12 protein-coding genes are annotated in these 13,683 nt (G+C 71.9%); 9 read left to right on the top strand and 3 right to left on the bottom strand.

Going from position 1 to position 13,683, the window contains the following annotated elements; translation table 11 throughout:
- The first annotated feature begins 18 nt into the window (after positions 1–18).
- The 4 genes from CP984_RS41980 to CP984_RS09070 all read left to right on the top strand — a co-directional run bounded on the left by CP984_RS41980 (position 19) and on the right by CP984_RS09070 (position 4,079).
- Positions 19–1,479 carry an ATP-binding protein gene (locus tag CP984_RS41980; protein WP_003980850.1) on the top strand — a complete coding sequence of 487 codons (1,461 nt, stop codon included), beginning with the start codon at positions 19–21 and terminating at the stop codon, positions 1,477–1,479.
- The gene (locus tag CP984_RS09080; protein ID WP_030181851.1) at positions 1,476–1,829 is read left to right on the top strand and encodes a nucleotide pyrophosphohydrolase; all 354 of its coding nucleotides are present in this window, start codon (positions 1,476–1,478) and stop codon (positions 1,827–1,829) included. Before CP984_RS41980 ends, CP984_RS09080 begins: the two co-directional genes overlap by 4 nt.
- 132 nt (positions 1,830–1,961) lie before the next feature.
- Positions 1,962–2,417 carry a DUF6099 family protein gene (locus CP984_RS09075; protein ID WP_003980848.1) on the top strand — a complete coding sequence of 152 codons (456 nt, stop codon included), beginning with the start codon at positions 1,962–1,964 and terminating at the stop codon, positions 2,415–2,417.
- Positions 2,418–3,116: 699 nt separating this feature from the next.
- A complete protein-coding gene (locus CP984_RS09070; protein WP_003980847.1) occupies positions 3,117–4,079 on the top strand; it encodes a phosphotransferase family protein in 963 nt (320 codons plus the stop codon).
- Between the two features lie 353 nt (positions 4,080–4,432).
- Here CP984_RS09070 and CP984_RS09065 read toward each other — a convergent pair whose 3' ends face one another.
- Both CP984_RS09065 and CP984_RS09060 read right to left on the bottom strand, forming a co-directional pair.
- On the bottom strand, positions 4,433–4,873 hold the full coding sequence (locus CP984_RS09065; protein WP_003980846.1) for a hypothetical protein: 441 nt from the start codon (positions 4,871–4,873) through the stop codon (positions 4,433–4,435).
- 134 nt (positions 4,874–5,007) lie between these two features.
- Positions 5,008–5,481 (bottom strand): MarR family winged helix-turn-helix transcriptional regulator, encoded by a 474-nt coding sequence (locus CP984_RS09060; RefSeq protein ID WP_043979495.1) that lies wholly within the window; start codon positions 5,479–5,481, stop codon positions 5,008–5,010.
- A 162-nt stretch (positions 5,482–5,643) separates the two neighbouring features.
- Between CP984_RS09060 and CP984_RS09055 the strand changes: the two genes are divergently transcribed.
- Positions 5,644–6,207, top strand: coding sequence for a quercetin 2,3-dioxygenase (locus CP984_RS09055; RefSeq protein ID WP_003980844.1), 564 nt, complete (start codon positions 5,644–5,646; stop codon positions 6,205–6,207).
- Between the two features lie 101 nt (positions 6,208–6,308).
- The gene (locus CP984_RS09050; RefSeq protein WP_003980843.1) at positions 6,309–7,550 is read left to right on the top strand and encodes a PP2C family protein-serine/threonine phosphatase; all 1,242 of its coding nucleotides are present in this window, start codon (positions 6,309–6,311) and stop codon (positions 7,548–7,550) included.
- 88 nt (positions 7,551–7,638) lie between these two features.
- Here the strand turns inward: CP984_RS09050 and CP984_RS09045 are convergent, their stop codons facing one another.
- A complete protein-coding gene (locus CP984_RS09045; RefSeq protein WP_003980842.1) occupies positions 7,639–8,562 on the bottom strand; it encodes an LLM class F420-dependent oxidoreductase in 924 nt (307 codons plus the stop codon).
- Between the two features lie 263 nt (positions 8,563–8,825).
- On the opposite strand from CP984_RS09045, the gene CP984_RS09040 reads away from it, so the two are divergent.
- The 3 genes from CP984_RS09040 to CP984_RS09030 all read left to right on the top strand — a co-directional run bounded on the left by CP984_RS09040 (position 8,826) and on the right by CP984_RS09030 (position 13,682).
- Complete coding sequence (locus CP984_RS09040; RefSeq protein ID WP_003980841.1) at positions 8,826–10,415, top strand: 3' terminal RNA ribose 2'-O-methyltransferase Hen1; 1,590 nt, start codon at positions 8,826–8,828, stop codon at positions 10,413–10,415.
- Positions 10,412–13,009: a polynucleotide kinase-phosphatase gene (locus CP984_RS09035; RefSeq protein ID WP_003980840.1), complete on the top strand. Its 2,598-nt coding sequence runs from the start codon at positions 10,412–10,414 to the stop codon at positions 13,007–13,009. Before CP984_RS09040 ends, CP984_RS09035 begins: the two co-directional genes overlap by 4 nt.
- 133 nt (positions 13,010–13,142) lie before the next feature.
- Positions 13,143–13,682, top strand: a complete 540-nt coding sequence (locus CP984_RS09030; RefSeq protein ID WP_003980839.1) for a hypothetical protein — start codon at positions 13,143–13,145, stop codon at positions 13,680–13,682.
- Position 13,683: the final 1 nt, after the last annotated feature.

The following is a 13,683-nucleotide window of genomic DNA, read 5'->3' as shown; positions in this document are numbered from 1 at the left end:
GTTGCCTAGCGTCCTCGTATGGACACGGAAAGTGTGCGTCCGGCGGTCACCGAATTACGTCTGTCCGCCTTCAAGTCGCATCGCGGTGCGACCGTCCCGCTGGGCCCGCTGACGCTGCTGACCGGCCCCAGCGGCAGCGGCAAGTCCAGCGTGCTCCAGGCGTACGAGATCCTCGCGCGGCTCGGCAGCGGCGCCCGGCTCGGCTGGGCCGTGGGGGTGGCCCCCGGCGGCGCGGCCGGCTGCGTACCGGCGTGGGCGCGCCCCGATGAGCAGGGGAGACGCGGGTTCCGTATCGGCTGCACGGTCGACGGGCCGGTCGGCCCCGTCCGGCTCGATGTCGCCGTACAGGCCGAGCCGGAGCTGCGCATCGTCGGCGAGCGGCTGACCGGTGGCGGCGAGACCCTCCTGTCCACGGCGTTGACGGACCCTGCCCGGCGTGCGGTCCAGGCCGCCTGGTACACGGCCGGGTCGACGCCGGTGACGCGCGCGCCGCTGCCCGACGACCGGCTCGGTACGGCACTGCTGCCGTTGCGCGTCGCGGGCAAGACGGCGGGGCAGCGGCTGGTGCTGGCGGCGGCGGAGCAGATGGTGGTGGCGCTCCGGTCGGTGTTCGCGTGCGATCCACGACCGGAGGTGATGCGCGGGGCCGGGCCTGGGGGAGGCGCGGGTGCGGGGGGTGGTGCGGAGGCGGGTGGTTCCGGGAACGGGGGTGGTTCCGGGGGAGGGGCTGGAAATGGTGGTGGAGGTGGCTCCGGGGGCGGTGGTCGTGGGGGTGGTTCTCGTGCGGCCGGTGGTCGCGGGGGTGGTCGTACGGGGGGCGGTGGCACCGGGGGGACTGGTGAGGCCGGGGGTGGTACGGGGGCTGGTGTGCGAGTTGAGGGGGCTCTGTCGGGAGGGTTCGCAGTTGCGGCCGGTGGCGACGGGATGGCGGATGACGGGGGTACCTCGCAGGGGAGCTGGGGGTGGTCCGCCGGCGACGGGCGACTGCGTACGGCGTGCGACAACCTCCCCGCCGTGCTGGGGCGGACGAGCCGGGAGTGCGCACGGCGGCATGCCGTACTGGTCGAGGCGGTGCGCGACGGTTGTGCCGGGCCGGTCGAGGGGCTGCGGGCCGAACCGGTGGAGCTCGCGGGGAAGGTCGGCATGCGGGCGCTGGTCGAGCGCGGCGCTCTGCCGGCGATGCCGCTGGAACAGCTCGGGGACGGGGAACTGCGTTACGTCGCGCTCGCGCTGGTGCTCCTGACGGGGCCGGAGGTGCTGGCGATGGATCCGGTGGGCGAGGTGCTGTCCGCCCGCCAGGTGCTGGGGCTGATGGCGGACGGAATGGACCGGAGCCTTGATGACCGGCAGACGCGCGCGTTGCTGGAGCTCGCCGTGCGGATGGTGGGGCGGGGGCACGTCCGGCTGCTGGCGACGGTACGGGACGCGGCGGTCGCCGACGGGCTGCCCGGGGTGCAGGTGCTACACCTAGGAGTATGAGTGAAGATCTTCATGCGTTGCAGCGGCGGCTGGCGGACTTCGCGGCCGCCCGGGACTGGGGCCAGTACCACACCCCGAAGAACCTGGCGGCGGCGCTCAGCGTCGAAGCCTCCGAACTTGTCGAGATTTTCCAGTGGTTGACGCCGGAGGAGTCGGCGAAGGTCATGACCGACGCGACGACGGCCGGCCGGGTCGAGGACGAGGTCGCCGATGTGCTGGCCTACCTGCTGCAGTTCTGCGACGTCCTGGACATCGATGTGCTGCGGGCGCTGGCCGCGAAGATCGAGCGCAACGAGACACGCTTCCCGGTGAAGGGGACCGAACGAGCCAATCGTCACTCTATGGAGTGAAGGATCTTTCCACATCGTCTTGGTTGTCCACAGATTTGCGAATTCCTCTGGCCTTTTGGGCCTTTGAAGTTCACGCTGGGTAGTGGCAGGTAGATGCGGCGAAGCTGACGTGGTCTGAGGGAGGGGGCGCGGATGGACGCGGTGCGCATCATCGCGGCCAGTCGGCGCGGACTGGCGCAGGCGCGGACGGTCGAGGAGATCGTCGTCGAAGCGTGGCAGGCGCAGGTCCTGGCCGAGGCAGTGGGCAGCCATCTCGCGATATCCGGGCCGCACGAAGTGCGGTCCCGGGCGCGGGGATTGGGTGATGCGGGAGGGAGGACGAGCGCGGCCCTGCTGATCCCGGCACCGCGGACCGGCGGGCCGCGGGCGGCCCAGCTGTCCGAGGTACGGGACACCCAGGCGGCGCTGCGGGGCCTGTCCTGGCTGCTCGGCGAGGTGTGCGAGGCGTTGGTGGGAGTGGTCTGCGCGGCGGACGAGGAAGGGATGTACTGGACCTGCGTGGAAGCCATGGACGTCGCCGACGAGTCCCGGGACCGGGTGACCGGGATACTGAATTACCTCGCCGTACGGAAGCGCGACATGGGCTGACGGAGCACGCGCCGGTGCTGGCGCCTCGGGGGCGCCGGCTGTGCGCCGGGTGGGGGTGAGCGGGGGTTGGGTGGGTTTTTGGGTGGGTGGTGGGTCGGGTTCGGGTGTGTGGTGGGTGGGTGTCGGGTGGGGCTGGGTGGGGTGGGTGTGCGCTAGGCGGGTTTTGGATGTGCGTCGGGTGGGGGTGTGGGGGCTTCAGGGAGTGCCCGCCATTGTCCGCGCCCGATCGGCCGGCCGGAACCTATCTCCGGTGGCCGCGTTGAGCGCGTTGTCTGGTCGGGAGAGGTGGGTGGCGAGACACCCGGGGTGATGGTTTTCAGGTACGCCGGGGCAGGGGCGACGAACGCGGTGTAGGCGGTGGTGGGCATGAGCCCGGGGGTACGGGGTGCCGTTTCTTCCGGATGCCGGGTTGCCGATGTGGGCGGGGAGATTCCCCGTGGGAAGCACGATGCCCGTGCCGGATCGGGTTCGCCCTCCGAGCTGGGTGATGTACCTGTTCGTCTTCTTCGCGGTGAGCCGGTGACGCCAGTCAATAACCCGGCCTCACCCGGCCTCACCCGGCTTCGCCCCCTGCTTCGAAGCCTCGATGCGAGTGCCTGCGATGGCTGAGCGAGGAGCAGAGCAGCGCTTCAGTGGTGCCGTCACCCTCCCAACGGAAGCTCTTTGCGCGTGCTGATGTCCGGATGATGAGGTGGCACGATGACTGACCACGACGAGGTGGGGGACGTTCGGCCGTTGGCGTTGGCTTGGGTGAGTCGGCACCTGGAGGTTGGTGAACGGGTCGTCAGGGCCGAGGCTCTGTATGGCGGAATTACCGCCGAAATGCGGAGGCTGACCATTGGCACGCGAGACGGGGGCACCCGTGAACTGGTGCTTCGGACCTTTGTCGACCCGTTCTACGTGGGGTACGCCGAGGACTGGTTGAGTAGGGAGACCGGCGCCCTGAACCTGCTTGCGGGGACCGGTGTGCCGGCTCCTGGGCTCGTCGCGGTTGATCCGGCCGCCGCGCATTGCGAGTATCCGTCGCTTCTGATGACGCATCTGGAGGGCCGGACGGTCCTCGACGACGAGGGCTTGGAGACGCGCCTTTCCCTGCTGGCCCGTCAGCTCGTCGCCATCCATGCGGTGCGGCCCATCGAGCGGCCCCGGGAGTATGTGGCGTTGACGACCCCCGAGAGTGTCGTGGTTCCGGAGGGGGCCGACGAGGGGGTATGGGCCGCGGCGATCGACGTGATCCGCAGGCCCGCGCCACCCTATGAAGGGCGATTTCTGCACCGGGACTTCCAGCCCGGAAATGTGCTGTTCGACGTGCCGCCCACGGGGGCGGCGGATGCCCGGATCTCCGGCGTTGTTGACTGGGCGGCGACTTCTTGGGGCCCGGCGGATCTCGATGTGGCGCACTGCGCGACCACTCTCGCGCTGCTGCACGGACCGGCGTGGGGGCTGCGGTTCGCCGACGCGTACGAGGAGGCCGGTGGAGCGCTGGCCGCGGACGCGAGCGAGCGGAAGTACTGGCTGGTGCGGGATGGGCTGGCCGCCTCGGAAGAGGTGGGGGAGGTGGCGCAGGTATGGCGGAAGGCAGGCAGAACAGAGCTGACGACGCGGGTCGTGGAGGAGCGGCTGGACGCCTATGTCACCGCCCTGATGGAGACGCCGGGCTGAGCCATATCGGCGGGGAATTCCGTACCCGCATCTGAGCATCCAGGACCTGAGCATCCAGGACCTGAGCATCCAGGACCTGAGCATCCAGGATCTGAGCACCCAGGAGTACGGCCGACAGCTCTGCGCCCTGCAAAACGAACGGCTATATCCCTCGACGTAGCTGGGCGGTGCGCCCCGATAGGAGAAGCCCCCGAGATTCGCTCTCGGGGGCTGCGTTCGTTCGGGGGAGAGGAGAAGAGAGCGAAATTCCGCGACGGTGGCCCGGGAGGCTGGGGGCTGGGTGGGGAATTGGGGCGCGCGGGGGCAGGAGGGGCGGGTGAGAGGGTGCGGTTTGGGAGTTGAGGCGGCGGGCCTCAGGGGGCAATGAGGCCGATGGTGTTGTGGGTGGTGGTGGGGGCGTAGTGGGGCGTGTCATGAGTGGTGGCGTCGTAGCCGGTGGTGAGGAGTTTTACGGCGGAAGCCGGGAGGGGCGGGAGGGCGGGGGTTTTGCACTCGGCGTAGCCGCTGGTGTCGGTGGCGGCCTCGCACAGGAGGGTTTTTTCTCCGGAGACGGTGAACTTGACGGGCAGGCCCGCCACCGGGGTGCCGTCGCGTTCGGTGAACTTCGCCTTCAGGCCGGTGGTCTGCCGGGTCAGGACGTCGAAGAAGCCGGAGTGGGCGGAGGCGTTGAGGCGCTTGGGGGCGGCGTGGCGGTCCTGGTGTTCCAGGGCGGAGGCGGCGGTGACGGTGAGGGCGCTGGCCAGGGTCAGCGCCGTGGTGGAGATGGCGGCTGTGCGGGTGGCGGGATATTGCACGTCATACCTCTTTCGGTAAGTCGTAACTCCGACTTACCGATCAACGTGCGGAGGGTGTCGAGGGTGTGCGATACGGGCCGGTTGAGCCGAAAGAGTGAGACGCGGTGTTGGGGCGATGTGGGCCCGAAGTGCGTTTATGGGACCGGAGGCGGGCCCCAGGGGGTTTCGAGGGTTTTGCGGAGAGTGTTGACCGCTTCGTGGCCGATGCGTTCGGCGAGTTGGCGTTCCAGACCTTGAAGAAAGCATTCGGCTCGCCGGTGGGCGCTTTCGCCTTTCGCGGTACGGCGGATCAGCCGTTGCCGGGCCGAAGCGGGGTCGGGAATCTGTTCCAGCAGGCCCGCGGCGACGAGGCCGTGCACGGCCTGATGCGCGGTCTGCCGGGCCACGCCCATCCGCCGGGCCAGCGTGGCGACGGTGGTGCCTTCTGCGTCCAGTACGGCGAAGAGCTGGACCTGGGTGGAGGTCACCGGCGGGCCGCCGGCCGCGTTCATGGCCGCCAGAAGCGCCTCCTCGAACCAGCGTCGCGCGTCACCGAGCAACTGGGGGAGGTTGCGGCGGGGCGGGGGCGGCACAACCAGGTCTGTAGCCGGGTCCGTAACTGGGTCCATGGCTGGGTCCTCGCGGCAGAGTGGTGGATGGATGGGGAGGGCGGACCTCGCGACAGCGGACCGGAGGGCTTGCCCGGAGGGAGTGGCGCGTGTCAGGGTACCTGACACGTCGATCGTCAGGCTGCCTGACGATCGGTGGCCGGATTCCCCCTGGGAGGTTTTGTGACCATCGAGTACGCCACGCGGTACCGCCGGGCCTCGCGCATACCCGCCGAGCCGGGCAAGCCGTACTTCATCGAGAAGGGCGAGGGGGACCGCGCCCACCTGTTCGGCGACCTGGTCACCGTCTACGCGGGCGGGGAGCAGACCGGGAACATGTTCAACTTCTTCACCTGCGAGGGGCCGAAAGGCGACTTGATCCCGGCCCACCTGCACTCCGACACGTATGAGGTCTTCTACGTCACCCAGGGCGCGGTCCGGCTGTTCGCCGAGGACACCGAGGGGCAGCAGCAGGAGAAGCTGCTGACGCCCGGCGACTTCGGCTTCGTGCCCGCGAACTGCCCGCACGCCTACCGCATGGAGCGCCACCACAGTCAGATCGTCGGCGTCGCGGCGGGACCCGGCGGCACCTTCGAGCGGTTCTTCGAGAGCCTCGGCGCGCCGACGGAGCAGCTCGGGCTGCCGCGTGAGCCCCTCGTACCGGAAGAGGAGAAGTTCGGGACCGTACCCCGGCGGTACGACGTGCGCTTCCTGCCCGGCCACCGGTGGCGAACCCGGCAGCCGTAACGGACACTCGCCGTCCCGGCAGCCGTAACGGACACCCGCCGTGATCCTCCGACCGGCGACCCCGCAGGCGCGGTGCGAGACTGCCGGAGGAGGTGAGCGCCATGGCCGGGGAAGCCTTTGCGGACGCCTACCCGGGCGCCGAGGGCTACGGAAGGCTCGAAGCGCTGCTGGAGCACGCCCAGCGCGCGGCGCCGACGGACATGCCCGACCTGGTGAACCAGCATGCCGCGGCCCTCGGCCTGCGGCACGTGAGCCTCTATCTGGTCGACATCCAGCAGCGGCAGCTGTGCCCGCTGGGCAGCGGGCAGCCGTCACTCGCCGTGGACGGCTCGCACGCCGGATGGACGTACCGCACCCTGGCCATGCGCGTGGAGGACGTGGAAGGCCCCGAGGGCGGCATCCGGGTGTGGCTGCCGCTGGTGGACGGGGTGGAGCGGCTGGGCGTCATGGAGGCGCACACCGAACTGCTGGACAGTGAGCGCCTGCGCCGCTGCCGTTCGCTGGCGGCGCTGCTGGCCCCCATCATCACCTCGAAGCGGGCCTACAGCGACACGTTCGTACGCCAGGCCCGTACGCAGCCGATGCGGCTGCCCGCCGAGATGGTACGGGCCTTCCTGCCGCCCCGCACGATCGGCAACGAGCAGGCGGTGTCCACCGCGGTGCTGGAGCCCGCGTACGAGCTGGGCGGCGACGCGTTCGACCACTCCATGACGCAGAACACGCTGCACGCCGCCATCATCGACTCGATGGGCCACGACCTGGCCGCCGGTCTGGCCACCTCGGTCGCCCTGGCGGGCTGCCGCAGCGGCCGGCGCGCCGGGGAGGACCTGCGCGAGACGGTGGACACCGTCGACCAGGCGCTGTTCGAGTGGCTGCCCGACCGGTTCGCCACCGGTATCTTCCTCCAGCTGGACCTGGACGACGGGCGGCTGCGCTGGATCAACTGCGGCCACCCGCCGCCGCTGCTCATCCGCCGGCACACCGTCCTCGACCACGCGCTGGAGCGCCCCGGCCAGCTGCCGCTGGGCCTGCCCGGGGCGCTGTCCCCGGACCCCCGGACCGTCCATGTGGCGGATCTGGAGCCCGGCGACCGGGTGCTGCTGTACACCGACGGCGTAACCGAGGCGCGCGACTCGCAGGGCAGGCTCTTCGGCCTGGAACGCTTCACGGACATGATCATCCGGGCGACGGCGGGCGGCGAGCTGGCCTTCGAGACGCTGCGCCGCCTGATCCACTACATCGTCGGCGACGAGGGCAACGAGCTGCGCGACGATGCAACCCTGCTGCTCGTGGAGTGGCTCCCGGGCCCCTGGGGACCGGGCGGGGACGTACCCGCCGGGTGAGGTCCCCGAAAGCCCGGAAGCCCGGAAGCCCAGGGAGCCCCCGGGCCCCAGACCCGGAACCAGCCCCGGAACCAGACCCCAAAAAATGTCATGCCACCTGCGGCATAACCTCGGAAGCAATCAGCTCCAGCTGATCGAGATCGGTCAGATCCAGCATCTGGAGATACACCCGCTGCGAGCCCACGGCCCGGAAGCGGCCGAGGCGTTCGACGACCTCGGCGGGGGAGCCGGCCAGGCCGTTGGCCTTCAGTTCCTCGACCTCGCGGCCGATGGCGTCCGCGCGGCGCTTGACCTCCGCGTCGTTCCTGCCGACGCAGGCGACCAGGGCGTTGGAGTAGACGAGGTCGTCGGCGTCGCGGCCGCGCTGCTCGGCGGCCGCCCGTACCCGCTTGAACTGCTGCTCGGTGTCGTCCAACGAGGCGAAGGGGATGTTGAATTCGTCCGCGTACTCGGCGGCGAGCGCGGGGGTGCGCTTGACGCCGTGCCCGCCGATGAGCACCGGCACCTTGGGCTGGGCCGGCTTCGGCAGCGCGGGCGAGTCGGTCAGCTGGTAGAACTTCCCGTCGAAGCTGAAGCGTTCGCCGGTGGGCGTCTTCCACAGCCCGGTGATGATCGCGAGCTGCTCCTCCAGGCGGCCGAACTTTTCCTTGGGGAAGGGGATGCCGTACGCCTTGTGCTCGTCCTCGTACCAGCCGGAGCCCAGGCCGAAGTCGATCCGGCCGCCCGACATCTGGTCGACCTGGGCGACCTGGATGGCGAGTACGCCGGGGAGGCGGAAGGTGCCGGCCGTCATCAGGGTGCCCAGCCGGATGCGGGTGGTCTCCCGGGCCAGGCCGGCCAGGGTGATCCAGGCGTCCGTCGGGCCGGGCAGCCCGTCGGTGCTGCCCATGTGCAGGTAGTGGTCGGAACGGAAGAAGGCGCCGTAGTTGAGGTCCTCGGCGGCCCGGGCGACGCGGAGAAGGGTGTCGTAGGTGGCCCCCTGCTGGGGCTCGGTGAAGATCCGGAGTTCCATGCCGCCCATCTTGCCCTGCACGTGCCGGGCGGCGGGAACAGGCACGGCACCGGGGCCACCGGCGGCCGTCGCCCCGGGCGGCCCCGGTCCGCCACCCTCGCTCACCGGTGCTGCCGCAGCTGCCGCCCGGCGAACGCCGGACCGCACCCTCGCCCTCCACCCTCACCCCCACCCACTCTCCCCCTGTCCTCAACCGCCCCCACCCGTCCCCACCTGCGAAATGACTTTGTCGGAAACGTCCGCACCGGGCGATACTCGTACGCGTGTTCCTGACGATAACGACCACCGGCAGCGACGGGCGCCCCGCGACCGACCTCGGGTTTCTGCTGCACAAGCACCCCGGCAAGGCGCAGGCGTTCTCGACGGCGTACGGCACGGCCCATGTGTTCTACCCGGAAGCGGACGACGGCCGGTGCACGGCCGCGCTGCTCCTGGAGGTGGATCCGGTCGCGCTGGTGCGGCGCGGCCGGGGGAAGGGCCGGGGCGGCGCGCCCGACTCGGCGCTCGCGCAGTACGTCAACGACCGCCCGTACGCGGCCTCTTCGCTGCTGGCCGTGGCCCTGAGCACGGTCTTCGCGAGCGCGCTCAAGGGGCAGTGCAAGGCGCGCCCCGAACTGCCCGCGCAGCCGCGGCCGCTGCGCCTCGATCTGCCCGCGGTGCCCGCGCGCGGCGGCGCCGAGCTGGTGCGCCGGCTGTTCGAGCCGCTGGGGTGGACGGTACGGGCCGAGCCGGTGCCGCTGGACGCGACGTTCCCGGAGTGGGGCGACTCGCGGTACGTACGGCTCGGCCTGGAGGGCGAGCACACGGTCGCGGAGGCGCTGCGGCACCTGTATGTGCTGCTGCCGGTGCTGGACGACGCCAAGCACTACTGGGTCGCGCCCGACGAGGTCGACAAGCTGCTGCGGGCCGGCGAGGGCTGGCTGGCGGACCATCCGGAACAGAAGCTGATCACCGGCCGCTACCTCGCCCGCCGCTGGTCGCTGACGCGCGACGCGCTGGAGCGGCTGGAGCTGGCCCGGCTCGCCGAGGCGGACGACACGGCCGCCGAGGAGATCGACAACGCGGTCGAGGAGTCGTTGGAAACCGAGGCCGGGGAGCCGGCCGGTACGGAAGCGGCGGAGCCGGCCGAGGCCACGGAGCAGGCGGGCGGAACCGGGGAGCGGCCCGTCCCCCTGGCCGTGCAGCGGCGGGCCGCGATCCTCGGTGTGCTGCGCGAGGTGAAGGCGGCGCGGGTGCTCGACCTGGGCTGCGGGCAGGGCCAGTTGCTGGGTGACCTGCTCAAGGAGCCGCGGTTCACCGACATCGTCGGCCTGGACGTGTCGATGCGCGCGCTCCAGGAGACGCGGCGCCGGCTGCGGCTGGACCGGATGCCCGAGCGGCAGTCCGAGCGGCTGCGCCTGGTGCAGGGCTCGCTCGCGTATACCGACGCCCGGCTGAAGGGGTACGACGCGGCCGTGCTCAGCGAGGTCGTCGAGCACGTCGACCCGCCACGGCTGTCCGCGCTGGAGTACGCGGTCTTCGGCGCGGCCCGGCCCCGTTCGGTCGTGGTGACGACGCCGAACGTCGAGTACAACGTGCGCTGGGAGTCGCTGCCCGCCGGGCACGTACGCCACCGCGACCACCGCTTCGAGTGGACGCGGGAGGAGTTCCGGGCGTGGTCCGGGGAGGTGGCGGAGCGGCACGGGTACGAGGTGGAGTTCCGGCCCGTGGGCCCGGACGACCCCGAGGTGGGGCCGCCGACCCAGCTGGCGCACTTCCGTCTGGCGGCGGACCGCGTGTCCGTACCCGCGCCCGCCCGGCCCGCTTCCGTACCCACGACCGCCCTCACCCCCGCAAAGGAGGCCCAGGCATGACCGACGCTTCTTCCGTCCGCCGCCCGCTGGGCGTCCCCGACCTGTGCCTGGTGGCGCTCATCGGCGCCACCGGCTCCGGCAAGTCCACGTTCGCCGCCCGGCACTTCAAGCCCACCGAGGTTCTCTCCTCGGACTTCTGCCGCGGGCTGGTCAGCGACGACGAGAACGACCAGAGCGCCAGCGGCGACGCCTTCGACGTGCTGCACTACATCGCGGGCAAGCGGCTCGCGGCCGGCCGGCGGACCGTCGTCGACGCCACGAACGTGCAGCGCGAGGCGCGCGCCCAGCTGGTGAAGCTGGCCCGCGAGCACGACGTGCTGCCGGTGGCCATCGTCCTGGACCTGCCCGAGGAGGTGTGTGCCGAGCGCAACGCGGCCCGCGCGGACCGTGCCGGGCTGCCGCTCCGCGTCATCCAGCGCCACCAGCGCGAACTGCGGCGCTCGCTGCGCCACTTGGAGCGCGAGGGCTTCCGTAAGGTGCATGTGCTCAAGGGCGTGGAGCAGGTCGAGGCGGCGGAGCTCGTCACCGAGCGGCGCTTCAACGACCTGCGGCACCTGACCGGCCCGTTCGACATCGTCGGCGACATCCACGGCTGCCGCTCCGAGCTGGAGACGCTGCTCGGGCGCCTGGGGTACGACATCGAGCGGGACGCGCTCGGCCGCCCCGTGGACGCCCGGCACCCGCAGGGCCGTACCGCGGTCTTCGTCGGCGACCTGGTCGACCGCGGCCCGGACAGCCCCGGTGTGCTGCGCCTGGTGATGGGCATGGTCGCCGCCGGGCACGCGCTGTGCGTACCGGGCAACCACGAGAACAAGCTCGGCCGCTACCTCAAGGGCCGCAAGGTGCAGCACAGCCACGGGCTCGCCGAGACCGTCGCCCAGCTGGAGCGGGAGGACGAGGCGTTCCGCGGCGAGGTCGCGGCCTTCATCGACGGCCTGGTCAGCCACTACGTGCTCGACGGCGGGTCGCTGGTGGTCAGCCACGCCGGGCTGCCGGAGAAGTACCACGGGCGCACGTCCGGGCGGGTACGGTCCTTCGCGCTGTACGGCGACACGACCGGCGAGACCGACGAGTTCGGGCTGCCGGTGCGCTACCCGTGGGCCGAGGAGTACCGGGGCCGCGCCGCCGTGGTCTACGGGCACACCCCCGCCCCGCGCGCGAGCTGGCTGAACAACACCATCTGCCTGGACACCGGCTGCGTCTTCGGCGGCCGGATGACGGCGCTGCGCTGGCCGGAGCGCGAACTGGTCGACGTACCGGCCGAGCGGGTCTGGTACGAGCCGTCCAAGCCGCTGGCCACCGAGGCGCCGGGCGGCGCTGACGGGCGGCCGCTGGACCTGGCCGACGTCGCCGGGCGGCGGGTCGTGGAGACGCGCCACATGGGCCGGGTCGCGGTCAAGGAGGAGAACGCGGCGGCGGCCCTGGAGGTGATGAGCCGGTTCGCGGCCGACCCGCGGCTGCTGCCGTACCTCCCGCCGACGATGGCGCCCTGCGCGACCTCCAGGGAGGACGGCTACCTGGAGCACCCGGCCGAGGCGTTCGCGGCCTACCGGGCGGACGGGGTGCGGGAGGTCGTGTGCGAGGAGAAGCACATGGGCTCGCGGGCCGTGGTCCTGGTGTGCCGCGACGAGGCGACGGCGCGGGAGCGGTTCGGCGCGGCGGCGGGCGTGAGCGGCGCCGTCTACACCCGTACCGGGCGCCCGTTCTTCGACGACCCGGCTCTGACCGAGCAGGTGCTGAAGTCCGTACGGGAAGCCGCGGAGGGCGCGGGCCTGTGGGAGGAGCTGGCCGACCCCACGGCGTCCGGCTCCGGGCACTGGCTGCTGCTCGACGCCGAACTGCTGCCGTGGTCGCTGAAGGCGGCGGGGCTGCTGCGCGGGCAGTACGCGGCGGTCGGCGCGGCGTCCGGCGCGGCCTTCCCCGGGGCGCTGGACGCGCTGGAGGCCGCCGCGGCCCGCGGCGTGGAGGTACCGGACCTGCTGGCGCGCCAGCGGGAACGGGCCGCGGACGCCGCCGCGTTCACCGAGGCGTACCGGCGTTACTGCTGGCCGGTGGACGGCCTGGAGGGCGCACGGCTCGCACCGTTCCAGATCCTGGCCGCGCCGGGCCGCAGCCTGGCTGCCGTACCGCACGACGAGCAGCTGGCCTGGCTGGACCGCCTCGTCGAACACGACGGTACGGGCCTGCTGCGGCGCACCGGCCGCCTGGTCGTCGACACGGAGGACGAGGCGTCGGTCGCGGCGGGCGTCCAGTGGTGGCTGGACCTGACCGCCGACGGCGGCGAGGGCATGGTCGTCAAGCCGCTGGGCGCGCTGGTGCGCAAGGGCGACGGACGGCTGGTGCAGCCCGGCGTCAAGTGCCGCGGCCGGGAGTACCTGCGCATCATCTACGGCCCGGAGTACACCCGCCCGGAGAACCTGGAGCGGCTGCGTGTCCGCCACCTCGGCCACAAGCGCTCCCTCGCCCTGCGCGAGTACGCCCTCGGCCTGGAGGCACTGGACCGGCTGGCCGACGGCGAGCCCCTGTGGCGAGTGCACGAGGCGGTCTTCGCCGTGCTGGCGCTGGAGTCGGAGCCGGTGGATCCGCGGTTGTAGGGCGGGGCCGGGCCCGGTCGAGTACGGCCGGGCCCGGCCGTGGCCGGTATGGAGCCCTCGCCCGGCCGGTTGCCGGATGCTGGGGTTCGAAGATCGACACGGACGGCGGGGGCCGCCGGGCGAGGAGTTGTTGATGCACCCGTTCTCGTACGTCTCCGCCGAGGACGCGCTCTTCGGCGCGGTCGGTATCGAACTCGACCACGAGGCCGGGACGCTGGCCGTGGGCGGCGACGGCGTGCCGCGGACTGAGATACGGCGGGCCGCCGGTACGCCCCTGGAGAGCCATGTGCCGATCGGCACGCGTGATCCGGAACGGCTGGCCATGAGCGTCGACGGGGTTGCTGTCGACCTCCGCCCGGCCAAGGGCTTCCTGACGCGCAAGTCCTACCGGGTGGACGTGGCCCGGAAAGGCCCGGGAGCCGCGGCCACCGCGGGCTACGGCCACCGTCTGGTCCCGGTATCGCTCGGCACCAGCCGCCTGCTGCGCGAAGGCACGCTCCTGGGCGTCCTGACGTCGACCGGGGACGGGCGCGTGACGGCCGAGTGGGAGAAGGGCGCCGCCCCGGTGCCGTACGACGCGTCCGTGGGCTACGCGCTCGCCGCCGCCTTCGGTACCGGAGCGGAACCGATGTGGAAGCTGGCCTGGGACGCGGTCCTCGGCACCTTCTTCTGAC

It is taken from the genome of Streptomyces rimosus, assembly GCF_008704655.1.
In the GTDB taxonomy this organism is placed as follows: domain Bacteria; phylum Actinomycetota; class Actinomycetes; order Streptomycetales; family Streptomycetaceae; genus Streptomyces; species Streptomyces rimosus.
This window is presented reverse-complemented; position numbering and strand designations above follow the sequence as displayed.